Source organism: Comamonas sp. FG99, from assembly GCF_057808605.1.
On sequence record NZ_JBMDII010000037.1, the window covers coordinates 24,646 to 48,109 of the forward strand.

At 65.2% G+C, this 23,464-nt stretch carries 24 protein-coding genes and 1 tRNA gene; 15 read left to right on the forward strand and 10 right to left on the reverse strand.

Annotation, left to right across the window (positions count from 1 at the left end; translation table 11 throughout):
* Positions 1 to 10 precede the first annotated feature (10 nt).
* Positions 11 to 934, forward strand: coding sequence for a ZIP family metal transporter (locus tag ACODRX_RS20670; protein ID WP_488873419.1), 924 nt, complete (start codon positions 11 to 13; stop codon positions 932 to 934).
* A gap of 69 nt (positions 935 to 1,003) precedes the next feature.
* On the opposite strand, the gene ACODRX_RS20675 is transcribed toward ACODRX_RS20670, so the two are convergent.
* The 4 genes from ACODRX_RS20675 to yghU form a co-directional block, all read right to left on the reverse strand.
* Entirely contained in the window at positions 1,004 to 1,894 is an 891-nt protein-coding gene (locus ACODRX_RS20675; RefSeq protein ID WP_488873420.1) for a transporter substrate-binding domain-containing protein, read from the reverse strand.
* A 40-nt stretch (positions 1,895 to 1,934) separates the two neighbouring features.
* Entirely contained in the window at positions 1,935 to 2,954 is a 1,020-nt protein-coding gene (locus ACODRX_RS20680) for a D-cysteine desulfhydrase family protein (RefSeq protein WP_488873421.1), read from the reverse strand.
* A gap of 142 nt (positions 2,955 to 3,096) precedes the next feature.
* The gene (locus tag ACODRX_RS20685) at positions 3,097 to 3,996 is read right to left on the reverse strand and encodes a LysR substrate-binding domain-containing protein (RefSeq protein WP_488873452.1); all 900 of its coding nucleotides are present in this window, start codon (positions 3,994 to 3,996) and stop codon (positions 3,097 to 3,099) included.
* Between the two features lie 48 nt (positions 3,997 to 4,044).
* Positions 4,045 to 4,926, reverse strand: coding sequence for a glutathione-dependent disulfide-bond oxidoreductase (yghU, locus tag ACODRX_RS20690; protein ID WP_488873422.1), 882 nt, complete (start codon positions 4,924 to 4,926; stop codon positions 4,045 to 4,047).
* A 26-nt stretch (positions 4,927 to 4,952) separates the two neighbouring features.
* Between yghU and ACODRX_RS20695 the strand changes: the two genes are divergently transcribed.
* Positions 4,953 to 5,585, forward strand: coding sequence for a glutathione S-transferase family protein (locus ACODRX_RS20695; protein WP_488873423.1), 633 nt, complete (start codon positions 4,953 to 4,955; stop codon positions 5,583 to 5,585).
* Positions 5,586 to 5,591: 6 nt separating this feature from the next.
* On the opposite strand, the gene ACODRX_RS20700 is transcribed toward ACODRX_RS20695, so the two are convergent.
* Complete coding sequence (locus ACODRX_RS20700) at positions 5,592 to 6,506, reverse strand: LysR family transcriptional regulator (RefSeq protein ID WP_488873424.1); 915 nt, start codon at positions 6,504 to 6,506, stop codon at positions 5,592 to 5,594.
* 173 nt (positions 6,507 to 6,679) lie between these two features.
* Here ACODRX_RS20700 and ACODRX_RS20705 point away from each other — a divergent pair, with 173 nt between their 5' ends.
* The 5 genes from ACODRX_RS20705 (at position 6,680) to ACODRX_RS20725 (ending at position 11,727) form a co-directional block, all read left to right on the forward strand.
* Positions 6,680 to 7,864 (forward strand): CaiB/BaiF CoA transferase family protein, encoded by a 1,185-nt coding sequence (locus ACODRX_RS20705; RefSeq protein ID WP_488873425.1) that lies wholly within the window; start codon positions 6,680 to 6,682, stop codon positions 7,862 to 7,864.
* A 28-nt stretch (positions 7,865 to 7,892) separates the two neighbouring features.
* Positions 7,893 to 8,909 (forward strand): NADPH:quinone oxidoreductase family protein, encoded by a 1,017-nt coding sequence (locus ACODRX_RS20710; RefSeq protein ID WP_488873426.1) that lies wholly within the window; start codon positions 7,893 to 7,895, stop codon positions 8,907 to 8,909.
* Positions 8,906 to 9,922, forward strand: coding sequence for a Bug family tripartite tricarboxylate transporter substrate binding protein (locus ACODRX_RS20715; protein ID WP_488873427.1), 1,017 nt, complete (start codon positions 8,906 to 8,908; stop codon positions 9,920 to 9,922). The genes ACODRX_RS20710 and ACODRX_RS20715 overlap by 4 nt, the downstream gene beginning before the upstream one ends.
* Before the next feature lie 124 nt (positions 9,923 to 10,046).
* Positions 10,047 to 10,532 carry a VOC family protein gene (locus ACODRX_RS20720; protein ID WP_488873428.1) on the forward strand — a complete coding sequence of 162 codons (486 nt, stop codon included), beginning with the start codon at positions 10,047 to 10,049 and terminating at the stop codon, positions 10,530 to 10,532.
* Positions 10,533 to 10,854: 322 nt separating this feature from the next.
* Positions 10,855 to 11,727 (forward strand): hypothetical protein, encoded by an 873-nt coding sequence (locus ACODRX_RS20725; protein WP_488873453.1) that lies wholly within the window; start codon positions 10,855 to 10,857, stop codon positions 11,725 to 11,727.
* Between the two features lie 89 nt (positions 11,728 to 11,816).
* On the opposite strand, the gene ACODRX_RS20730 is transcribed toward ACODRX_RS20725, so the two are convergent.
* Together ACODRX_RS20730 and ACODRX_RS20735 are read right to left on the reverse strand one after the other, a co-directional pair.
* Positions 11,817 to 12,797: a tripartite tricarboxylate transporter substrate binding protein gene (locus ACODRX_RS20730; RefSeq protein WP_488873429.1), complete on the reverse strand. Its 981-nt coding sequence runs from the start codon at positions 12,795 to 12,797 to the stop codon at positions 11,817 to 11,819.
* A 61-nt stretch (positions 12,798 to 12,858) separates the two neighbouring features.
* Positions 12,859 to 13,926 carry a threonine aldolase family protein gene (locus ACODRX_RS20735; RefSeq protein WP_488873430.1) on the reverse strand — a complete coding sequence of 356 codons (1,068 nt, stop codon included), beginning with the start codon at positions 13,924 to 13,926 and terminating at the stop codon, positions 12,859 to 12,861.
* 51 nt (positions 13,927 to 13,977) lie between these two features.
* On the opposite strand from ACODRX_RS20735, the gene ACODRX_RS20740 reads away from it, so the two are divergent.
* Positions 13,978 to 14,928: a LysR substrate-binding domain-containing protein gene (locus ACODRX_RS20740; RefSeq protein WP_488873431.1), complete on the forward strand. Its 951-nt coding sequence runs from the start codon at positions 13,978 to 13,980 to the stop codon at positions 14,926 to 14,928.
* A gap of 372 nt (positions 14,929 to 15,300) precedes the next feature.
* On the opposite strand, the gene ACODRX_RS20745 is transcribed toward ACODRX_RS20740, so the two are convergent.
* Positions 15,301 to 16,038: a TrmB family transcriptional regulator gene (locus ACODRX_RS20745; RefSeq protein WP_488873432.1), complete on the reverse strand. Its 738-nt coding sequence runs from the start codon at positions 16,036 to 16,038 to the stop codon at positions 15,301 to 15,303.
* Between the two features lie 363 nt (positions 16,039 to 16,401).
* Between ACODRX_RS20745 and ACODRX_RS20750 the strand changes: the two genes are divergently transcribed.
* From ACODRX_RS20750 to ACODRX_RS20775, 6 genes are read left to right on the forward strand one after another with little or no spacing between them, the layout of a single operon-like run.
* Positions 16,402 to 17,685, forward strand: a complete 1,284-nt coding sequence (locus tag ACODRX_RS20750) for an ABC transporter substrate-binding protein (RefSeq protein ID WP_488873433.1) — start codon at positions 16,402 to 16,404, stop codon at positions 17,683 to 17,685.
* An 11-nt stretch (positions 17,686 to 17,696) separates the two neighbouring features.
* Positions 17,697 to 18,596: a branched-chain amino acid ABC transporter permease gene (locus ACODRX_RS20755; RefSeq protein ID WP_488873434.1), complete on the forward strand. Its 900-nt coding sequence runs from the start codon at positions 17,697 to 17,699 to the stop codon at positions 18,594 to 18,596.
* 2 nt (positions 18,597 to 18,598) lie between these two features.
* Positions 18,599 to 19,549 (forward strand): branched-chain amino acid ABC transporter permease, encoded by a 951-nt coding sequence (locus ACODRX_RS20760; RefSeq protein ID WP_488873435.1) that lies wholly within the window; start codon positions 18,599 to 18,601, stop codon positions 19,547 to 19,549.
* Complete coding sequence (locus ACODRX_RS20765) at positions 19,546 to 20,295, forward strand: ABC transporter ATP-binding protein (protein ID WP_488873436.1); 750 nt, start codon at positions 19,546 to 19,548, stop codon at positions 20,293 to 20,295. Before ACODRX_RS20760 ends, ACODRX_RS20765 begins: the two co-directional genes overlap by 4 nt.
* Positions 20,292 to 20,963 (forward strand): ABC transporter ATP-binding protein, encoded by a 672-nt coding sequence (locus tag ACODRX_RS20770; protein ID WP_488873437.1) that lies wholly within the window; start codon positions 20,292 to 20,294, stop codon positions 20,961 to 20,963. Before ACODRX_RS20765 ends, ACODRX_RS20770 begins: the two co-directional genes overlap by 4 nt.
* Positions 20,960 to 21,892, forward strand: coding sequence for a carbon-nitrogen hydrolase family protein (locus ACODRX_RS20775; protein WP_488873438.1), 933 nt, complete (start codon positions 20,960 to 20,962; stop codon positions 21,890 to 21,892). The genes ACODRX_RS20770 and ACODRX_RS20775 overlap by 4 nt, the downstream gene beginning before the upstream one ends.
* Before the next feature lie 274 nt (positions 21,893 to 22,166).
* On the opposite strand, the gene ACODRX_RS20780 is transcribed toward ACODRX_RS20775, so the two are convergent.
* Positions 22,167 to 22,243 (reverse strand) — tRNA-Pro (locus tag ACODRX_RS20780).
* Between the two features lie 98 nt (positions 22,244 to 22,341).
* Positions 22,342 to 22,593 carry a translation initiation factor IF-1 gene (gene infA / locus ACODRX_RS20785; protein WP_488873439.1) on the reverse strand — a complete coding sequence of 84 codons (252 nt, stop codon included), beginning with the start codon at positions 22,591 to 22,593 and terminating at the stop codon, positions 22,342 to 22,344.
* Positions 22,594 to 22,944: 351 nt separating this feature from the next.
* Between infA and ACODRX_RS20790 the strand changes: the two genes are divergently transcribed.
* The gene (locus tag ACODRX_RS20790) at positions 22,945 to 23,430 is read left to right on the forward strand and encodes an EVE domain-containing protein (protein WP_488873440.1); all 486 of its coding nucleotides are present in this window, start codon (positions 22,945 to 22,947) and stop codon (positions 23,428 to 23,430) included.
* Positions 23,431 to 23,464 lie beyond the last annotated feature (34 nt).

Consider the following 23,464-nt stretch of genomic DNA (forward strand, 5'->3'; position numbering starts at 1 on the left):
GCAAATGCGCATGCAATTCCCGCAGCCCCCCGCCCCGCCCAGCCCTACGCGGCACTCCCGGCCGCTTCGCGTCCAGACCCTGATAGGACTGGCCATCTGCGCCGCGGGGCTGCCTGCGCTTTTCGCCTTGCTCTGCGACGGACTGCTGAACCAGCCCTCCGTCAGGAGCGCATTGCTTGGCGGCAGCATGGCGGCCCTGGCCACCGCGCTGGGCACCTTGCCGGTGCTGCTGGCCCAGCGGCCCTCGGAGCGCGTGCAGGACACGCTGTTCGGCTTTGGCGCCGGCGTGATGCTTGCCGCCTGCGCGTTCTCGCTGGTGATTCCAGGGCTGGAGGCCGCGCGCGCCGCCAACTTGCTGGGCGGCAGCGCCTGGGCGGCCGGCGGCGTCGTCGGCTCGGCCATCCTGCTGGGCGGCATGGCGCTGCTGACCATGGACCGGCTGCTGCCGCACGAGCATTTCATCAAGGGCCGCGAAGGCGCCACGGCCCAGCAGCTGCGCCGCACCTGGCTGTTCGTCTTCGCCATCGTGCTGCACAACCTGCCGGAGGGCCTGGCCATAGGCGTGGGATATGCCGGCAACGAAGGCCTGCGCGCCAATGCGCTGGCGCTGGGCATAGCGATCCAGGACGTGCCCGAAGGCTTCGTCGTGGCCGCGGCCTTGTTGGCAGCAGGCTATACGCGCGGCTTCTCGGTGGTGCTTGGCATGGCCTCCGGCCTGGTGGAGCCGCTGGGCGCGGTGCTGGGAGCGGCCATCATCGGCCAATCGACGCTGATGCTGCCCTGGGGGCTGGGCTTTGCCGCAGGCGCCATGCTGTTCGTGATCAGCCATGAGATCATCCCCGAATCGCACCGCAAGGGCCATGAGGCGTTCGCCACGGCCGGCCTGATGGTGGGATTCGTGCTGATGATGGTGCTGGACACGGCGCTTGGTTGAACTGCAGGCAAGGCGCACCAGCCATCCCCCGGCGCGCATGCCCGCCTCCGCCCACTTCTCGGCCGGCACTCAGTTCATATAGGCTTCCACGGGTTTGTCGTTCGGCTCCTGCAGCAGCTGCTTGAGCGCATCGCTCATTGGCAGGTTCAGGGATTTGTTGGCAGGCGGTATGGGCTGCATGAACCATTTGTCGTAGATCCTGGCGACCTCGCCGGATTTCATCATCGCCACCAGTGCGCCGTCGATTGCCCGCTTGAACTCCGGGTCATCGCGGCGAAACAGCACCGCAATGGGCTCCGACCCCAGCACCTCACCCACGATCCTGTAGCGCTCGGGCGCCTTGGAGCCGGCGATCAGGCCTGCGAGCAGGTTGTCGTCGATGACGAAGGCATCGGCGCGGCCCGACTCCAGCATCAAAAAGCTTTCGTACTGGTCCTTGCCCAGCATCGTGGCCAGATTGACGCCATGGTCACGCCCGAACTTGCGCAGCAGCTGAACCGCGGTGGTACCCGCGGATGCGACGATGCGCCTGCCGTCCAGCTGCTTGAAGGAGTTGATGCCGGAGTCCGCACGCACGGCCATGCGCACCTGGCTGACGTAGGTGGTGACGGCGAATGCGACCTCCTTCTGGCGCGCCAGATTGTTGGTCTTGGGGCCGCAGGCGATGTCGATCGCGCCGTTGCCCACCAGGGGCAAGGTGTTCTGCGGCGTCATGGCCATGTATTCCATCCTGGCCTGCGGCACGATCCTGGCCAGCGCCTTCTCGCACAGCTCGACGTGGTAGCCGATATAGCGCCGGTCCGCGCCGATGGCGTAGGACATGGGTGGCGAGCTCTCCAGCACGCCTATCACGACCTTGCCATCGGCCTGGATCTTGCCGAGCGTGCCGCCCGCGGGCTGCGCCCACGCGGCATTCGCCGCCATGCCTGCCAGCACCAGGCCGGCCCAAACGAGTTTCATACCACCTCCTGAAGAGCATCGAGAAGATTGCCGTAGCGCATCACCGCCGCCTCGATTCGCGGCAGCGGGACTGGAATTCGGGCCCGTAGGCGAACAGGGCCGGCAGGCCCCCGGTGTGGACGAAGACCACCTGGGCCTGCGCGGGCAGATGGCCCGCGTCCTTCAGGCGAGGCAGGGCGGCAAACGCCTTGCCGGTGTATACCGGATCGAGCAGGAGGCCATCCTGGCGGGCGACGTCCAGCAGGAAATCCAGCAGGCGCGGGTCCGGCAGCCCATAGCTGGTATCCAGATTGCCGTCAAACACTTCGACATCGCGCTCGGCCACCATCTGCGCCAGGCCCAGCATGCGGCTCAGGGCGCTGCAATGGGCCAGGACTCTTCGGCGCTGCGATTGCACATCCCGGCGTATGCTGACCCCGAGCACACGGGCCTGGGAGCCCAGCCACCGCAAGCCAAACAGCAGGCCGGCCTGGGTCTGCCCGCTGCCCGATGCCAGCACCGCATGCGTCATCCCGGGCTGCTGCGCCAGCAGCTCCTCGGCGGCATGCAGGTAGCCAATGCTGCCCAGCGGAGCACTGTCAGGCTTCAGCGCGATGATGTAGGGAACCTCGCCGCTCGAGCGCAACCCATGCGCCACCGCGCTGATGGCCGCATGGGCGCCCTCTTCGTCGTCCGCCTTTGCGAAATGGCTCACCGATGCGCCGTAGATATCGCTGAGCAGCACGTTCCCCGAATGGCGGTAGCAGTCCGTCTGCATGCCGGGCACGCGGTTTTCCAGCTGCACATGGCAGCGCATGCCCAGCTTGGCCGCGACGGCGGCGACCGCCCTGGTGTAGTTGGACTGGATGGCCCCCGTGACCAGCACCACCGTGGCGCCCTGCTCGCGGGCCTGGCCGAAGTAATACTCCAGCTGCCGGATCTTGTTGCCGCCAAAGGCCAGGCCAGTCAGGTCGTCCCGCTTGGCGCTCAACTGGATGTCCAGCTGCCTGCCCAGGTTCGGCAGTACTTCCAGCGGGGTTGGCGTAAGCGCCAACGCCACCCTGGGCAAGGGGATGGGCATGCGTCCTGGCATAGCGTATTCGAAGCCGAATGAAGGGATGCGGCCCATTGCATCACGGAACCTGGCGCAAATGCTGCATGAACATATGCAGCAATGCATAGCCGGCCGCTGGCGCAGCGGCCCAGCGTGGGCCGGGCGCGGATCAGCGGGCCTGCTTGCGCAGAAAGCCGGCGAAGCCGCGCAGCGCGTGGTGCGCGATCTCGTGGCGGGGAAAGATGAGATGGCAATCCCAGTGCATAGGCTCATCGAGCTGCAGGAACCGCACGCCTGCCACCGGCGCCTGCGGCAGGTATCGGGCATCGACCAGGGTGATGCCGGCGCCGCACTCGGCCATCTGAAAGGCGATGCGCTGGTTGCAGGCCTCGATGACCATTGCCGGGCTCAGGCCCAGCCGCGCAAACTGCTGGTCCACCAGCTGCCTGAATGGGCTGTCGGGCAGCAGACCGATGAAGGGGTGGCTGGCCAGCTCGCGCCAGGTGATGGTTGCGGCCTTGCCCGCCTGCAGGCCCGCCGGCACCACGGCGACCACCGATCTGCGCTCCAGCAGCGCGCTGCGAACGTCGGTGCGCCCTTGCGCGCTGGCGCCGATCCCCAGCTCGAACCGGCCCGTGCCGACCTCGTCCATCAGCCGCGCCATGCCACCCGCCTCCACCTCGAAGCGCAGGTGCGGATGGAGGACGGAGAAGCGGCCTACCGCCCTGGCCACCAGCGTGTCCAGAAAGACCGGCAGGCAGATGATGCGGATGCGCCCCAGCTGCTGGCTCCGGATCGCCATGGCGGTACGGCCCACCTCATGCAGGCCGTCGGACATTTTTTCCACGATCCCGAACAGCCGCAGCGCATCGACCGTGGGCTTCATCCGGTTCCCATCCCGGGTGAAAAGCACGAAGCCGATCTCCTGCTCCATGGCGCTGATGGAGCGGCTCACCGACGACTGCGACACATCCATTGCACGCGCTGCGGCAATGGTGGAATGCAGCAGCATCACATGCCTGAAGCATTCGACATGCCTGAAGCTGAGCTGGGGCTTGGCGTTCGTCAGAGCGGCCTCCGGCCGTGGAAGTGCTTCATCCTGTCGACTCCGATCGGGTCATCCGCGGGCCGAAGCCGCCAGCTTGTCCTGGGTCTTGGTGTCGAAATCGCTGGCCTCGTGGCGCTCGTGCAGCTGGCTGGCGGGCTGCCCCGTGATGCGGTTCACCATGCGGCCGCGGCGCACCGCCGGGCGCTGCGCGATCTCGTCGGCCCAGCGCAGCACATGGGTGTACTCCTGCACCTGCAGGAACTCGCCGGCCTCGTAGAGCTGGCCCTTGGCCAATGCTCCGTACCAGGGCCATACGGCCATGTCGGCGATGGTGTAGTCGTCGCCGCCGAGATAGCGGCTTTCGGCCAGGCGCCGGTTCAGCACATCCATCTGCCGCTTGGCCTCCATTGCGAAGCGGTCGATCGCATACTCGATCTTGGTGGGCGCATAGGCATAGAAATGGCCGAAGCCGCCGCCCAGGTAGGGCGCGCTGCCCATCTGCCAGAACAGCCATGACAGGCATTCGGCGCGCGCCGGCTGCTCGGCCGGCACGAAGGCGCCGAACTTCTCCGCCAGGTACAGCAGGATGGCGCCGGACTCGAATACCCGCACCGGCTCGGGGCCGCTGCGGTCCATCAGCGCCGGGATCTTGGAGTTGGGGTTCACCTGCACGAAGCCGCTGCCGAACTGGTCGCCGTCGCCGATGCGGATCAGCCAGGCGTCGTACTCCGCGCCACTGTGCCCCAGTGCCAACAGCTCTTCGAGCATGATCGCCACCTTGACACCGTTGGGCGTGGCCAGCGAGTACAGTTGCATGGGATGCCGCCCCACCGGCAGCTCCTTGTCGTGCGTGGGCCCGGCGATCGGCCGGTTGATGCTGGCAAAGCGGCCGCCGTTTTCCTTGTTCCAGGTCCAGACGGCGGGCGGCGTGTAGGCAGGCGAATTCGACATGCGAAACCTTCAGGAGTTCAAAGACGATGATGATTCTCTACGACTGCGCCACTGCACCGAGTCCCCGCCGCGCACGCATCCTGCTTGCCGAAAAGGGTATTGCGCACGAAACGGTGAACATCGATCTGGCGCGCGGCGAGCAGCTGAGCGACAGCTACCGCCAGGTCAACCCGCTGTGCACCGTGCCTGCGCTGCGCACCGAGGAAGGTGCCGTGCTGACCAACAATGCCGCCATCGCCGCCTACCTGGAGGCCCGCTACCCCGAGCCGCCGCTGCTGGGCGCCACGCCGCTGGAGAAGGCTGAGATCGCCAGCTGGAACTGGCGCATCGAATTCGAAGGCATGACCGCCGCGGCCGAGGCGCTGCGCAACAGCACGCCGGCGCTGGCCAACCGGGCCCTGCCCGGCCCGGTGAACTATGCCCAGATCCCCGAACTGGCGCAGCGCGGCCTGGCGCGGCTGCAGCAGTTCTTCACCATGCTCGACGAGCGCCTGGCAGGCCGTGACTACATCGCCACCGACCGCTTCAGCATCGCCGACATCACCGCCGCGGTAGTGGTGGACTTTTCGCGCGTGGTGCGCATCAAGCCCGGCGAGCAGCACCCGCACCTGGTGCGCTGGCGCGCGGCGATGGGCCAGCGGGCCTCGATGGCGCTTTGAAGCCGGCTATTTGAAATCCCAGTGGCGGGCGTATTCCACGATGGCCTGCCTCAGGAAGTCGATGAAGGCCACGGTGGCCGATGAGGGCTGGCGGTTGGGTGCCCGCACGATATAGAGCGCATCGCCCACGCCCTTCACGGTCAGCCGCGGCAGCACGCGCACCAAGGTGCCGGCCGCCACCGCCTCGGCCACCGCGTAGTGGGGCAGCAGCACCACGCCCAGATCGGCGCAGGCGGCGTTGAAGAGGAACTGGTAGTCACCGGACTGGATCGCCGCCGTGTGCTGCACCCAGATGGACTCGCCCGTGCCAGGCTGCACCAGCTCGATCCTCGGGCCTATGGCCAGCGGCGTGATGAGGCTCGCCCGCTTCAGCTCGGCCGGCGAGCGGATCGCTGCACCGGCCCGCTGCAGGTAGCCCGGCGTGCAAAACAGCCCCCATTTGATATCGCACACCCGCGTGGCCACATGGTCCTCGAAAGGCGCCGAGGTGATGTGGATCGCCAGGTCAACCTTGGAAGCCACCAGATCGTGGATCTGGTCGTTGATGACCAGCTTGAGCCGCAGCTCCGGGTAGTCGCGGCAGAACCCCAGGATCAGCGGCTTCAGATAGAAATGGCCCAGGCCGGTGGGGATGCGCACGCGGATGTCGCCACTCACCGTGCGGTGGATTTCGTCGATCCTGCTGCGCGCGGATTGCAGCTCGTTGACGGCCTGCAGGCAGTGCGCATACAGGATGCGGCCCGCCTCGGTCAGCTCCACATGGCGGGTGGTACGCCGCAGCAGCTGCGCGCCGAACTCCTTCTCCAGCAGGCCGAGGCGGCGCGAGACGTTCGAGCGCGTCATGCCCGAGCGCGCGGCGGCATCGGTCAGGTTGCGGGCTTCGGAAATCGCGATGAACAGACGCACCAGATTCAGGTCCATGGCCAGCCTCCTGGAAACAAGCGGGCATCTTATCCCTGGCAGCGGTCTTGATTGTTGACTGGCAATCACCACCGATGGCTATTTTCTGGTGGTTCCGCGTGGCTGCGGCGCGCCGTACCATGCAGCCAATACAGAAATCGGGGGCAAGTGCCCCGGTGCCAGGAGACTGATTCGTGACCGATCGATCAACATTGGGCTTTGCGCCCCTGCAAGGCTATACGGTGCTGGATCTCAGCCAGGGCGTTGCCGGCCCCTACTGCGCCGAGCTGTTGGGCCACCAGGGCGCGAAAGTCGTCAAGGTCGAGCCGCCCGAGGGCGACTGGGCCCGCCATGTCGGCGTGAGCCAGGACGGGCAAAGCACCTTGTCCACCACCTACAACGCCGGCAAGCAAAGCCTGGCCGTCGATGCCAAGCATCCGCAGGGCAAGGCCGTGATCCTGGAGCTGGCACGGCAGGCGGATATCGTGGTGCAGAACTTCCGGCCCCAGGTTGTCGAGCGCCTGGGGCTCGACTTCGGCAGCCTGAGCGCCATGGGCCTGCAACCGGTATACGTCTCGATCAGCGGCTATGGGCCCACCGGCCCGTTCTCGGAGCATCCGGCCACCGATTCGGTGATGCAGGCCGACTCGGGCCTGATGGCCACCAACCGCGATGCCGGCCATACGCCGCAGCGGGTCGGCTTCCTGCTGGCGGATATCGCCACCGGCATCTACGCGGCCCAGGCCTGCACCGCCGCCCTGCTGCAAAAAGCCCGCACCGGCCGGGGCGCACACGTTGAAATCAATCTGTTCAACGTGTGCTGCGCGCTGCAGTCCACCACATTTTCCGAACAGCTGCTGTCCAGCCAGACGCCCCGGCAAACCGTCAGCGCGCCCAATGGCGTGTTTCAGGCGGCAGACGGTTTTCTGATGATCCTGGCGCTGAACAACGACCAGTTCTCGCGCATCTGCAAGGCGCTGGCTGCTCCGCAGTGGGAGTCTGACCCGCGCTTTGCCAACAATGGGCTGCGGCTGCAGCACAAGGAAACCCTGCATGCGGAACTGGCCGCCCGGGTGCGGCTGCAGCCCATGGCCAAGCTCGAGGCTGTCTTCCAGCAGTACAACGTGCTCCATGCCCGCATCCGCAGCGCGCAAGACGTCGTGGCCCACCCCCAGGCACTGCACCTGGGCACTTTCCAGCGGCTGGAGCAGCCCCGGCTCGGGCCGGTGTACATGGCCACCCACCCCTGGCAATGCCATGGCGGCCCCACGCCACCAGCCCCCGCCATCGGCGCGCACAGCCGCGAAATCCTGAGCGGGCTGGGGCTGGCCCCGGCCGCGATCGACGCCTTGTTCGCCCAACGCATCGTGGCCGGCTGACACCGGAAAAGCAGAAAGGATCCACGCCATGCAAGCCATCGTTTGCCGCGAATTCGGCAACCCCGGCGCCGTGACTGCGGTGCAAAGCCTATCCGAGCCGCCGCCGCCCGCCCCAGGCGAAGTGCTGATCCAGGTGCGCTACGCCAGCGTGAGCCATGCCACCGGGCTGCTGATCGAAGGCCGCTACCAGAAGCATCCGCCGCTGCCTTTCGTGCCCGGCACGGAAGGCGTAGGCACCGTGCTGCGATGCGGCGCCGGCGTGTCGCACGTCAAGCCGGGCGAACTGGTGGCCTTCATCTGCGACTGGGGCGCCTACGGCGAGCGCGTGGCGGTACACGGCGCCACGGTATATCCGGTACCCGAAGGCCTTGATCCCCTGCATGCCCTGGCCATACCCATCTCGTACGGCACCGCATACACGGCCATGCATTGGCGGGCGCAGATACAGCAAGGCGATGCCATCCTGGTACTGGGCGCAGGGTCTGGCGTGGGCGCGGCGGCCGTGGAGCTGGCGCGGCAGATTCCGGGCGTGCAGGTGATCGCCTGTGCCAGCACGGCCGCCAAGCGCAGCGATGCGCTGCGGCGCGGAGCCCACCATGCGGTCGAGCCTGCGCAGCTGGTCGAGCAGGTCAAGCAGATCACCGGCGGCAAGGGGGCAAACCTGGTGTTCGATCCGGTGGGCGGCGAGCTGCTGCTCACGGCGCTGAGAGCCACCGCGCAGTACGGCAAGATCGTCAGCATCGGCTTTGCCAGCGGATCGATCCCGCAACTGCCGATGAACATCGTGCTGGTGAAGAACCTGACCGTCTACGGCTATTTCTATGGCCAGTACATCGGCTGGACACCCGCCAACGAGCGCGTGCGCTACCAGCAACCCATGCAGGCCATGATGGCCGAACTCTTCGCGCTGGCGGCCCGCAAGGCCATCCAGCCGCATATCAGCCAGGTCTTTCCGATGGCGCAGCTGTGCGAGGCGCTGCAGGCGCTCCATGGCCGCGAAGTCCTGGGAAAGATCGCGATCCGCATTGAAGGAGACCCAGCATGAAACCCAGCAACCCGTCCAACCCATCCAGGCGCCGGGCCATCCAGGCCGCGCTGTATTCGGCTGCCGCCTGGAGCTCGGCACTGCCCCCATTGGGCAACACCGCCATGGCGGCAACCGGCTACCCCAAGGCGCCGATCAAACTCGTCGTGCCCTACCCGCCCGGCGGCCCCACCGACCTGGTGGGGCGGTTGGTGGCCGTGGCCATGGGCGAGAGCCTGCAGCAGACCATCTTCATCGACAACAAGCCGGGCGCCAGCGGCATGGTGGGCGCCGCCATGGTTGCCAAGGCGCCGGCCGACGGCTACACCCTGCTGGCCAATGCATCGCTGCAGGTCATCAACCCCACGGTCTACGCCAAGGTGCCGTACGACTCGTTCAACGATTTCGCGCCGATCACCCAGATCGTCGACGTGCCCCTGGTGCTGGTGGTGAACAGCCAGATGCCGGTGTCGACCGTGCAGGAGCTGATCGCCTACCTCAAGCGCAGCAATGGCACGGTGAACTTCGGCTCGGCGGGCAACGCTTCTTCGCAGCATCTGTCGGGCGAACTCTTCAAGCTCAAGACCGGCATTGCCATGCAGCATGTGCCCTACAAGGGCAGCTCGCCGGCGCTCACCGATCTGATGGGCGGCCAGATCCAGCTGATGTTCGATTCCATGCCTTCCGCCATGCCCTTCATCACCTCGGGCAAGCTCAAGGCCCTGGCGGTCACCACCCGCAAGCGCTCCAGCACGCTGCCGCAGATTCCAACCATGGAAGAGTCCGGCATGCCGGGCTATGAAACCAGCACCTGGTATGGACTGTGGGCGCCCAGGGGCACGCCGCCGGACATCATCGACAAGCTGGCCCAGACCGCCCAGGCGGCGCTGCGGATGCCGCAAGTCGTGGCCCAATACCACCGCATGGGCGCCGAACCCGTGGGCTCTTCGCCGCAGGAATTCCTCCAATACATGAAGTCCGAGGAAAAGAAATGGGCGGACATCGTTCGCCAGTCGGGCGCCAAGGCAGACTGAGGAATCTCGCAGCCCTGTGATGGCGCGCCAGAAGGGATGCCAGCGCGGCCGCTTCAACTGTGCCGGGATAAACGCGACAATGGGGCGTCGCCCTTCCCGCCCGCAACCCCGTTGGAGAATCCCCATGGTCAGCAAAAACACGATCTGCCTCTGGTATGACGGCACTGCCCTGGAAGCCGCGCAGTTCTATGCGCAGACGTTTCCAGACAGCGCGGTACGGGCCGTCCACCACGCCCCCGGCGACTACCCCTCAGGCAAGCAGGGAGATGTGCTGACGGTCGAATTCACCGTCATCGGCATTCCGTGCCTGGGCCTCAATGGCGGCCCGGCCTTCAAGCACAGCGAGGCCTTTTCGTTCCAGGTGGCAACGGACGACCAGGCGGAGACCGACCGCCTGTGGAATGCCATCATCGGCCATGGCGGCCAGGCCAGCGCCTGCGGCTGGTGCAAGGACCAATGGGGCCTCTCATGGCAGATCACGCCCCGGGTGCTCATGCAGGCCATCGCCGACCCCGATCCCCAGGCGGCCAAACGCGCGTTCGAGGCCATGATGCAGATGACGAAGATCGATATCGCGGCCATCGAGGCCGCGCGCAGCGGCCAAGGCTAGCGCAACAGCCAGGCACAAAGCCCATTCGCTTTCGTGCGACAAGCTTGTGGCGGCCATGGGGCACTGTTACCATCGCCGCCCATGCTGCGTTTTTCCCTCCTCCCTACCTGTCAGCCCCTGCTGCCGAACAGCTTGTGCGCAGGCGCCGCGGTGCGCGAAATCTGGCCCTACAAGCCGGTCGCACATTCCCCAGCCCGGCGATAAACGTTCTCCCTCTCTCCTGCTTCTCTCGATCAGCGCAGAACACCTCCATCGCCGGGCCCCACGCTCTGCGCTGCCATCGGTGCCCTGCACCACAAAGGGGAATGACATGGAGAATTCAATGGAGTTCACCAAGCAGTTTCTTCGCGCCAAAAGCCCATGCGCGATGGGCTGGCGCTGGTTCGTACGCAATGTGGAAGACGGCGTCGGCTACCAGCAGGCGCTGGATGCGCTGGTGCATGCCGGCCGCGTGGACGATGCGGTCTGGCTGCTCAAGCAGTTCGGGCCGACCAATGCGGTGCTGCAGCTGGAGCGGCTCGAAGCCGACGCCTTCGTCTTTGCAGGCAGCATCGAGCTGCGGGCGGGTCTGGAGGTGGACGGCATCCTCCATGTAGGGCGCTCGATCCGCGCGGGCGGCGGCATCCGCGCGGGCGGCTCCATCACCGTGGGCGAGGACATGCGCGCAGGGGCCAGCATCCACAGCGGCGACCAGCTGAACGTCGGCGGCCATCTGCGCTGCGACTGGGGCATCGAGACAGAAAAATCGCTGGCCTGCGGCGGCGATCTGCGCGCGAGCTGGGATCTGGTGGCCAAAGGCCGCATCACCATCCGCGGCAGCGCAATGATCGGCCAGGACCTGATCGCCGGCTCCAGCGTGGAATGCGACAAGAACCTGCGCATCGGCGGCCATCTGCTGGGCACGGACTTCGTGCGAACCGGGCACGGCATAGCCGTTGGTGGCGCCATCGAGGGCGTGACGCACCTCGAAGCAGGCTGGGGCATACGCGCGGGCCTGCACATCCACGCCCGCGGCACCATCAAGGCCGGCGAAAGCCTGGCCGCGGGAGAGGACATTTGCGCCGGCGACGGCTACGGCGTCTTTGCGGGCCTGAACGTGCAGGAGCAGACCTGGGACGTCAGCGGCCAGGTCTGGGCCCGCCAAATGCCGGCAGGCCTGCGCAGCGGCAGATGGGCTGGACCGGCACTGGTGTGAGACGCACGCCAGAGCTCAGAGCAGGTCATGGAGGCAGCTGATGAATACCACCATCTGGGCGATGGTGGGCTGCGGCTCAGGTGCAGGCCCTAGCTGTTCTGCGTCACACCCGTTTGCCTGACCACGTCCTTGAAGCGCGCGATCTCCTCCGCCAGGAACTTCGAAAACGCTTGCGGGCCTGCCGGCATGGGATCAACGAAGGCGCCAGCAAACCTGGCCTCCACGTCTGGCAGCTTCAGCACGCCCCGAAGGCCTGAATCGAGCTCGCGCACAATCGCGGCAGGCGTGTTCGCCGGGACCAGGAAGCCATACCAGGCACTGCCCACAACGCCCGGCGCGCTTTCGGAGAAGGTCTGCACATCCGGCAACTTGGGGTGGCGCGCCGGGCTGGCGATGGCCAGCACCTTGAGGCGCCGGGCCTCGATATGCGGCATGCAGGCCGGCATGGAGTTGATGACCATCGGCAACTGCCCGCCGACGGCATCGTTCAATGCCATGGCGCCGCCTTTGTAGGGCACATGCACCATCTCCAGCCCCGTCTTGAGCTTGAGCATCTCGTAGAGCAGATGCGGCGCCGAACCCTGGCCCGGCGACCCGACCGCATATTGGCGCACCTGATTGCGTGGCAAGGCAAGCAGCTCCTTGAGGCTATTGGCCGGGAACGATGGATGCGCCACCAGCAACTGGGGCGACGAGCCCGCCAGCGTTATCGGCGCGAAATCCTTGATGGGATCAAATGGCAACTTGGCCACCACCGCGGCATTGGTGGCATGCGCCGTGTCGGCCAGCAGCAGCGTGTAGCCGTCCGCTGCGCTCTTGGCCACCGCATCGGTGCCGATCATGCTCGACGCGCCCGCCTTGTTGTCCACCACCACGCTCCAGCCCGCTTTCTCGGTCAGCTTTTGCGCGATCAACCGCCCCACGAAATCGGAGCCACCGCCCGCCGCATAAGGAACGACCAGGCGGATGGGGCGATTCGGATAGCTGCCGGAAAACGCAGGGCCGGCCATTGAACCGGCGGCCAGTGCCAGGGCGGAGGAAACCAAGTCGCGTCGCGAGAGGAAATGCATGCTCAAAGCTCCAGGGGTGATATCACAGTCAGAAGTGGCCTATCCGATTCACGCCTGCCAGCTATGTGCCAAGCAGCGTGTTCGCAGCCTGCAGGAATCCGGCTGCTGCTGCGTCTATGCAGGCCGCGTCGATATGCCTATGGGTCACCAGGCGAATCCGGCGCGCCCCCCAGGGGCGCACCCGTACGCCATGCTTTTCAAGCTCGCGCGCCCATGTGCCGCTATCTGGAATGCGCTCGGGCAACTCCACAAAGACGATATTCGTCGCCGGGCTTGTGATGCCCATGGCGCCTGGCAGCAGGGCGCGCAGCGCGGCACCCAAGCGCCGGGCCATGGCGTGATCCTGCGCCAGCCGCGCGGGCATGGTTTCCAGGGCCTCCAGGCCGGCGGCGGCCAGGACGCCGATCTGGCGCTGCGTGCCCCCCAGCATCTTGCGCAACTGCCGCGCGCGCGCCATTGTCTCGGCGGGCCCGGCCAGGACTGCGCCAGCCGGTGCGCTGAGCCCCTTGGAGAGGCATACAGACACCGTGTCGGCAAAGCCTGCCACCGCATTCGGCGCCACTTGCAAAGCCACCGCCGCATTGAAAAGGCGCGCACCATCCACGTGCACCCGCGCTCCGGCGCCATGGGCCATTTCCGAGACTGCACGCATGTGCGCCAGCGAGGGCACCGCGCCGCCGGCATTGACATGCGTGGTCTCCATGCACACCAGTTCCGTGGGCAAACCGTGGGAGCGCTGCAAGGCCTGCGCCAAGGCCGCCAGATCCATTTCGCCCGCCGTGCCGGCAATTCCCTGGTAGCTCGCAGCACTCAGCGTCGCCCCGCCACGCTCGGTCAGGAACATGTGGGCCGTGGCCTCCATTGCCACTTGGCCCTGCCGCCCCACCTGGGCCAGCACGGCCAGCAAGTTCCCCATGGTTGCGGTCGGCACATACAGGCCCGCCTCCTTGCCCAGCATGGTGGCTGCGAGCGCCTCGAGCTTGCGTGCAGTCGGGTCGCCATCGAGCCCGTCGTCGCCAAGCTCTGCGGCACGCATGCGCTCGTACATGGCAGGCGTGGGCAAGGTAACCGTATCGCTGCGCAGATCGATGAAAGGCCGCGACTTCTCGCTGGGGGACATGGCAATCATGGCGAAAGTATTGCCCCTTTCCGCTCATACGCAAAATGCGTCTCTTGATGCTTGTCATACACTTTCGGTATGACACAACGCCGCATGTCACTCAAGCACATCGAGGCCTTTCGCGTCGTCATGCAGACCGGCTCCATGACCGAGGCTGCGCGGCGGCTGCACACCTCCCAACCCCAGGTCAGCCGGCTTGTCTCGCAGCTGGAGGGCATCGTCGGCTTTGCGCTGTTTGAGCGCATAGGCACGCGGCTGGCGCCATCCATCGACGGCAAGCGCTTCTTTCAGGATGTCGAGAAGGCATTTGCAGGGCTGCAGGGGCTGGAGGCCGCGGCCCTGAACATTCGCAGCTTCGGTGGTGACCGCCTGACCGTGGCCGCCATGCCGCGCATTGCGGGCGGAATCCTGAGCAAGGCAGTCGCGCAGTTCAAGCGCAGCTTTCCAGGCACGCTGGTCACCATCCATTCGGGTGCCGCCGCCACGGTGGACTCCTGGGTCAGCTCTGGACTGTGCGAACTGGGCCTTGCCATACTCTATGGGGGCGATCCTGCTGGCATGCAGGTTGTCACGCTGGCGAGCATGGACTGCGTCTGCGTGCTGCCGAAAGCCCACCGCCTGGCTCGGCGAAAGCAAATCCACGCCACGGATCTGGAAGGCGAGGCATTTGTGTCCTTTCCGCTGGGCAGCGGCCCACGCGAGCGCATTGATCGCGTGCTGATCGCAGAAGCAGTCAGGCCGCACACGGTGCTGGAATCCGACCTCGGAGCATCGGTGTGCTCCTTGGTCGCTGCCGAATTGGGCGTCAGCGTGATCAACCCGCTCGCAGCGCTGGAGGAGCAGCGCCACCAGGCGATAGAGGTGCGCCCGTTCAAGCCCGCCATCGCCGTTCGCTTGGCCATCCTGCTGCCGCCCGGCGCGCCGCAATCACGGCTCGTGAGCACGTTTGCAGATCAGGTGCGCCAGGCCATTGCGTCAGACCTGAAGCACATGTCATCCTATCGCCAATGAGGCGCAAATGAAGTGCCTACGCGCGCAATCGCCGCACGCCCAGCACCGCGCAGGCCAGGGCCGAGCATCCATTTGCAGAGGCTGAGCACGGCGGCAGGCGCAGTGGCCGCGCCGCTGGCAAGGCAGGTGTCGGCCGTGCCAGCGTTCGAAGCGCCTATGGCAAAGCCCAGACATAGAAGATTGATGGCCGCAAAGCTGCCGCCCGAAGGAAACGCATCGATCTCATGGCGCCGGTCCCCATCAGCGTGAGGGCCCGCAGGGAGCGAGCCCGCGGCACAGGTGTTGGAGTTGCTGACATAGGTTGCTGTCCCCCGTAGCGGGGCCCAACGCACGCCAGTGATGCCCTAGCGCTGGCAGGCCGTGCGATCCAGGTCAGGCCGCCGGCAGGCATGACGCCCAGAAGGCATCGAACAGCATGCTCTGGTGCTGGGCGTATTCCGCGCTTTCGATGATAAGGCCATAGTTTTCACGCTTGGATGAAATCATTGCGACGCAATTGCCGTAGATCAGGGTGGTCATCGCCACGCTGGTCTCAGCCGGCGCCCATCGCAGCTCGCGTAGTTCGGCTTCACTCGCAGGCCAGATGTCATCGGTGTCACGGCTGCGCGAACGGATCACGCGCATGCTGATGCCCTTGGCGATGCGTGCATCGCGGTAGCGATTGATCTCTGCCAGGCCCGGAACTTCACGCAGTTCGGACATCGAGAAAGTCGCCCGCAGGGAAAGAGATGCGTTCAAGCTGTCCCACAATGCCGTGCGGATACCTTCGGCGCCTTCATAGAAGCGCGTCTTGGGCTTGCCCTTGGCCTGGTTATACATGGACCTGAGTTCCGGCATCATTTCCGTGACCATGACGCGCCTGGCTGCCACGTATTCGAGCAGCACGGAGGGGTCATGCGCCACGACGTGGCGCTTACGGTCGGCGCCTTCGATCCTCAGCAGCCCCTCCTCTTCCAGCCTCAGCACCGCGTCGTAGGTCGTGGTGCGCGCCAGGCCGGCGCTTGCTGCCAATTCGGATACCGGTACCTCACCCAACTCAATGGCGGCCCTGTACACCCGGTAGAGATTGCCGCTGATACCCAGCCGGCCGAGCTTCTCTTCCAAATCCATCCTTGACGCATCTCCCTTTGGTGGGCCGACGGGTGCGCGGCCCGTTGGCGGTATGTCTGAAGCGGCCAGACGGTATCAAACAACACCGTTGGTGTCTACGCTTTTTTATGTCGAAAATTACCGACATAAAAACCAAAAATCCAGCCAAACCCAAAAATTCAACGAAAAAAACCAATATTAATCAAATAAAAACATATAGTTATATTAAATCTAGGGTTAACCTTTATGCAAATTTTATTGACGGAAAAATCCGTCATAAATACACTTTCGCTCACTGGGATGGCCCGCGCCGGGCTGCAACATCGGCAAAGCGCGGGCCGTGCGCCCGCAAACGACATGTGTGCATGTGAACGAGGGGAAGCAATGAAATTGATAGACAAAGGATCGTTTTCAGCGGTTCTGGGTGCTGTTTTCGCCTTGGGCCAACCAGCGCAGGCAGCCGACCCGATACGCATCGGCGTGTCCACCTACCTGTCGGGCGCCGGCGCCGTGTTTGGCGTGCCGGCCCAGCAGGCAGCCCGCCTGCAGGTGGAAAAGATCAACCGCGCGGGCGGCATCAAGGGCGCGCCTATCGAGCTGACTTTCATCGACGAGAACCACGGCGTGGACAACGTCGTCGTGGAGTACCGCAGCCTGGTCGAATCGGGCAAGGTGGATGCGATGATCGTCGGCCTGTCGAGTTCAATCTGCCTGGCGGTTGCGCCGGTCGCCGAGCAGTTGAAGATGCCCACCATGCTCTGGGACTGCGGTACCGAGCGGATCTACACCGACGCCAAGTACGAGTACGTGTATCGGACGTCCGACTACACCCCGTCGAACAACGTTGCGACGGCGTTGTACCTGCTCAAGCTGATGCCCGAGGTCAAGACGATTGCCGGCATCAACCAGGACTACGCGTTTGGCCGCGACAACTGGGCCGCGTTCCGCGGGGTGGTCCAGGCCCTGCGCCCGGACGTGAAGATCGTCGCCGAAATGTTCCCCAAACTGGGCACATCGGACTACTCGACCGAGATTTCCCGCCTATCGGCCCTGCGCCCGGACGTTATCTTCACGACGCTGTGGGGCGGCGATATGAACACCTTCGTCAAGCAGGCATCGTCCCGCGCGTTGTTCCGCAATTCCCGCTTGGTGGCAGCCAACGGCGAGAGCTCCATGCAGCAGCTGGGGAAAGCCTTTCCAGAAGGAGCCATCGTAGGCATGCGCGGCGACAGCTGGGCATTCAATCCCGCCATGGCGGGCAACGCCGAGCACCAAGCCTTCGTGACGGATTTTGAGAAAAGCACGGGCGCCTATCCGAGTTTCCCGTCGTACCACATGGCGCAGGCCGTGCGCGCCGTTCAGCAAGCGCTTGAGACATCGTGGGACGGCAATCGCAAGACGCTGCAAGCCGCGCTGCTCAAGGGGTGGAGCGGATTGGAGCTGAACGATTTCACCGGTCAGCTGAAAATCCGCGCAGACCATCAGGCAATGGAAGGCCAGCTGCTGGGCGTAGCCACGGAGAAAAGCGGACAGAACTTCAAGACGCTCAAGCAGTTGCTGGTGATCCCGCCCGAGCTGACCTCACCGCCGGCGGGCATGAGGAGTGACGACTGGTTCAAGACACTCTCGCCGAAAGTTCTACAGAAAGTTGGCCCCCCTGCGGAATAAGCGCCCCCATCATGCAACAAACGCTATTGCTGGCCACGCTGGATGGATTGGCGCACGCCTCGGTGCTGTTCATGGTGGCGGTGGGCCTGAGCCTGATCTTCGGCATCATGCGCATCCTGAACGTCGCCCACGGCAGCTTCTACGCGCTGGGCGCCTATGGCGCCGTGGCCCTTGGCCTCTGGCTGGCGGGCCCCGATGGCGGCGTCTGGACCTATCCAGCCCTGTTGCTGGCGGCGGTCGCCATCGGCGTGACCCTGGGCCCGCTCATCGAGCGCTTTCTGCTGCGCCGCATCTATGGCAAGGAGCACGCGCTCCAGCTCCTGCTCACCTTCGGGATCTTCATGATCCTGGAGGACGTGCAGAAGATGATGTTCGGGGTAGAGCCGCAGTTCAATGATGCGCCGCTCGCCATGCTGGGGATGGTCGAGGTGGGCGGCATCTACTACACCGCCTACCAGCTGTTCGTGCTGCCACTGTCTGCGATCGCCGTGATGCTGGCCTTGACCTTCTATTTCAACAAGACGCGGCAAGGCAAGCTGATTGCGACGGTCATCGAGGACTACGAAGTGGCGCGCGTGCTGGGCATCAATGCCAAGCGGGTCTACACGATCACTTTCATGCTGGGCACCGCGCTGGCCGCGCTGGGCGGGGCGTTGGCATCGCCCACGACCTCGCTGGTACCGGGCATAGGCGCCGATTCCATCGTGATTTCGTTCGCCATCGTGGCCACCGCCGGCCTCGGCCATTTCCAGGGCACGGCGGTGACCGCCGTGATCATAGGGCTGGCGCAGGCCTTGTGCGTGCATCTGCTGCCCCCCTTGTCCTCCGTCGCGCCGTATCTGGTGATGACCGCGATTCTCCTGGTCAAGCCATACGGCCTGTTCGGCAAGCCCCAAGTCCGTCGGATCTGAAGATGAAAACCCATTCCAAAACGACGGCGCTCGCCTGCCTGCCATTGCTCTTGCTCGCGGCCTTGCCGCTGATCGCGCCGTCACTGCGGCCGCTGGCGACCATGGCCATGGCGATCTCGTTCTGCGCGCTGGGATTGTTGCTGCTGCTGCGCGCCGGCCAGGTTTCTTTCGGCCACGCGCTGTATTTCGCCTGCGGCGCCTATGCCACCGCCTTCGGCGCGCGCCACGTGAGCGCGGACGCGCTGGCGGTCATCGCCATGGCGGTGCTGGCCAGCGCGGCGTTGGGCGCCATCCTCGGCCTGATCCTGTCACGCTATCGCGACATCTTCTACGCCATGCTGAATCTGGCCTTTTCCATGGTGGGATTTACGCTGGCGCTCAAGCTGTATGGCCTGACCGGGGGCAGCGACGGCCTGCCGGTGCGGATACAGTCCTTGGCCGGCGTGCCTCTGGAGGTCGAGCTCTTCGGCTGGGCCTTGTTCTACACCGCCCTGGCCATGCTGGCCGCCGCGCTGCTGGTCGTGACGCGCTACCTGAATTCGGCGCCGGGCCAGGCGCTGGCGGCCATCAAGACCAACGAGACGCGCCTGGAATACCTGGGCATCTCGGGGCGCCAGGTGCTTTACGTCGGCCACGTCTTTTCCGCCGCGCTCGCGGGCCTGGGCGGCGCCATCGCGGCGATGGGAACCGGCCACGTCACGCCGGAAATGGCCTACTGGAGCCGTTCGGCCGAGTTCGTCTTCATTGCGGTGCTGGGCGGCATCGGCAACGTGCTCGGCGCCTTGCTGGGTGCCGTTTCCTTTGAGGCGGTGCGCAGCACCGCGAGCACCTACGCGGCCAATTCCTGGCAACTGATCATGGGGATGGTGCTGGTGGCGATCGTGCTGTTCGCGCCGGCGGGATTGTTCGGCCTGGGCCTGCGCCTGTTCGGCCGCAAGGAGGCCCGGCAATGAAAGACCAGGTCATCATCAGTTCGAAGGACCTGCACGTCGAGTTCGGTGGCATCAAGGCGGCCAACGGCGTGAACCTGCATATCTACCGCGGGCAGATCGCGTCCATCATCGGGCCCAATGGTTCGGGCAAGACCACGTTCCTGAATCTGTGCACGGGGTATGTGCGCCCCACCCAAGGCAGCGTGCTCTTCGGCGCGAAGGACCTGACCCGGCTCAAGCCCCGCGCCATCACGCGCCTGGGGATAGCCCGGACCTTCCAGCTGCCGCAGCTGTTTTCCGAGCAGTCCGTGCTCGCGAACCTGCTGCTGGCGCTGGCGGCCCGCGACGGCTTCTGGACGCTGTCTTCCCTGTATCGCAAGGCGGCGCGCGACGAGGCCGAAGAACTGTTGGCCATTTTCGATCTGCTCGGCCAGGCAGGGCGGCAGATCGGCACCCTGCCCGAAGGCGTGCGCAAGCTGGTGGACATCGCCGTGGCGCTGGCCCTTTCGCCGAGCCTGTTGTTGATGGACGAGCCTACCAGCGGGGTCAGCTCCCAGGAGAAGTTCGAGATCATGGACATGCTGATGCCGGTCTTGCGGCAGCGAAATATCGCGGCCTTGCTGGTCGAGCACGATATGGAATTGGTCGAGCGCTACATGGACCGTGTCATCGTCTGGAACGCCGGCCAGGTCGCCGCCGACGGCCCGCCCGCCGAGATCCTCCAGAACGAAGAAGTCTTGCGCAATGTGATCGGAGGCGTCCAATGATGCTGCAGGCAAGCAAGCTGGTCGCGTACATCGAAGGCGCGAAGGTGTTGCGCGAGGTCGATCTCGATATCCGCGCCGGGGAAACCGTGGCCCTGATCGGGCGCAACGGGGCGGGCAAGACTTCGCTGCTGCGGAGCATCATGGGCACGCTGCCCCTGGCCCAGGGCAGCCTCCTGTTTCAAGGGCAGAGCCTGGCCGCGCGCGAAGCCCATGCGCGCGCCGGCCTGGGGATCGGTTTTGCGCCGGAAGAGCGCCGCCTGATCGGCAAGTTCACCGCGATCGAGAACATGATGGTGCCTGCCTGGGCCTGCAAGCTCGGCGCGCAGCAAATCCAGGAAAGGCTGGATCTGATCTATTCCGTGGCGCCCGAGCTGGAGCCGCTCAATCATCGCCTGGGGGGCCTGCTGTCGGGCGGACAGCAGAAGATGGTGGCGCTGGGCCGCGCGCTGATGGCGGGTGAGAACCTGGTATTGCTGGACGAGCCTTTCCAGGGCCTGGCGCCGGCGCTGGCGCTGCGCTATGCCGACAGCCTGAAGACCCTGCGCGCGCGCAAGCCCGATCTTGCGGTGCTCATCACCGAATCCAATCCCAAGCTGCTGCAGCCGATGGCCGACCGTGTCGTCACCATTGAACGCGGCGAAATCATCTCTGAGGAGTCTTCGCAATGACATTCAAGGCGGCAGTCGTACAGACCGCATCAATCCCCTTCAACAAGCAGGCCACGGTGGAGAAAGTCGTCGCCAAGATCCGCGAGGCGGCCGAGCTGGGCGCCAAGCTGATCGTGTTTCCGGAAGCCACCGTCTCCGGCTATCCAAAGGGCAGCGATTTCGGCGCGCGCGTGGGCGGCCGGCTGCCGCGGGGACGCGAGGAGTTCCTGCGCTACTTCAATGGCGCGATCACGGTACCCGGCCCCGAGGTCGACGAGATCGGCGCGGCCGCGCGCGAGGCCCAGGCCTACGTCGTGGTTGGTGTCATGGAGCAGGAGATCGGTACGCTCTACTGCACCGCGCTGCATTTTTCGCCCAGCGGCGAAATGATAGGCAAGCACCGCAAGCTGATGCCGACCGCCGTGGAGCGGTTGATCTGGGGCTATGGCGACGGCTCCACCATGCCCGTGTTCGACACGCCGCTCGGCAAGATGGGCACCGTGATCTGCTGGGAAAACTACATGCCGCTGCTGCGCATGGCGATGTACGGCAAAGGCATCCAGCTCTATTGCGCGCCGACGGCGGACGACCGCGACGAGTGGATCACCAGCATGCGGCACATCGCCATGGAAGGGCGCTGTTTCGTCTTTTCGGCCTGCCAGTACATCACGCGGGGCGATTTCCCCGAGGACTACGATGCCATCCAGGGCAATTCGGCCGATACCGTGCTGATGCGCGGCGGCAGCGCCATCATCGGCCCCGCCGGGCAATTGCTGGCCGGTCCGAACCACGAAGGGGAATGCATACTCACGGCGGATATCGACCTGGACGACGTCACGCGAGGCAAGTATGACTTCGATGTGGTCGGGCACTACGCCCGCCCGGACATCTTCAAGCTGGTCGTGGACGAAACGCCCAAGCCGCCCGTGGTGACGATCACTCAAGAATGAGCGGGCGGCGGCCTGCGGCGGCCAGCGCCTGAACAGGCTGCGGATGCGCATCAGTTCGCGGTGCGCAGCCATGCAGATAGCGGCAATGCCAGCACTTCCGGGCGACAGCATGACTTGCCGCTCGCCAAAACAGGCCCTCACCTATGCGCGTGCGCCACAAAAGGGCACGGCAAGTTCGCGCCGTACGCTGAAGCCGTTAGACAGCAGGGAATCCAGCAGGGAATCGGTCAGACAAAAGGCCTTGCCGCATTACACGGCAAGGCCTTGATTTTAATGGTCGGAGCGGCGGGATTCGAACTCGCGACCCTCTGCACCCGAAGCAGATGCGCTACCAGGCTGCGCTACGCTCCGACAAGCTGCTATTGTAACCACATCATGCTGGCCATTTTAGAAAAATGCTCGATTTTTTATGTTCTGCGGAGCATCTCTCTGGCGGGCCGGCTCGCTCCTCAGGAAGAGCTGGACGGATTCGGGCCGCGGCCCGGCAAGTGGCGGAAAGTGATACGGCCCTTGCTCAGGTCGTAGGGAGACATCTCCAGCGACACCTTGTCACCCGCCAGGATGCGGATGTGGTGCTTGCGCATCTTGCCGCCGGTGTACGCGATCAGTTCGTGGCCGTTGTCCAGCGTCACGCGAAAGCGCGAATCCGGCAGCACTTCGGTCACGGAGCCTTGCATCTCGATCAGTTCTTCTTTAGCCATAAAATCCTGTTCAATCCTTTTGTTGGTTCGGCCAGGCCGCTGCCCGCCAATCCGCAATGAAGACCTTCGCAGAGGTAGCCCAAAGACGCAGCTGGATGAGTCCCCACTGCCAGTCCATCCCTCGCAATCCCGGCCCTTTCCATATCCTTGCCTACCCCTGCCGTCTGGCGGAAAAGCAAACCCGCACGAAGCCATGCGCAAACCTGTGTTTGCCCATGTTTCTGCGCATATTGCAAAAAGCTCTCTATTCTACAATGCCCTGATCATTCTTGCCAGCGGCAGTGAATCACCGCGCGGGCGCTTGCCGCGGGGCCTATGATTGCCGGCATCCCTTGCCGCAACCACTTCGCCATGACCACTTCGCAACGCTTTTGGCTGATGAAAAACGAACCCGAGGTGTGCTCCATCGACCACGCGCTCGCGGCCCCCGATGCGACCGTTCCCTGGGATGGAGTGCGCAACTACCAGGCGCGCAATTTCATGCGCGACGAGATGCAGGCCGGCGACGGCGTGCTGTACTGGCATTCCAGCTGCGCCGAACCCGGCATCTACGGCCTGGCCCGGATCGCCGGCAAGCTGCGTGTGGACGATACCCAGTTCGATCCTCAATCGCCCTACTACGACCCCAAGGCCAGCCGCGACCAGCCGCGCTGGCTGCTGCTGGATGTGCAGGCGCTGAAGAAATGTGCGCCCATCAGCGTGGCCCAGCTGCGCAGCCATCCAGAGCTGGCCGGCATGCGCGTGCTGCAAAAGGGCAATCGCCTCTCGATCACGCCGGTGGAGCGCGAGCACTGGGATTTCATCCTGCGGCTGATGGATGCGCGCGCCGCCGCTTGATCTGCCGGCGCGCCGCCGTCCCCCCCATGCACTC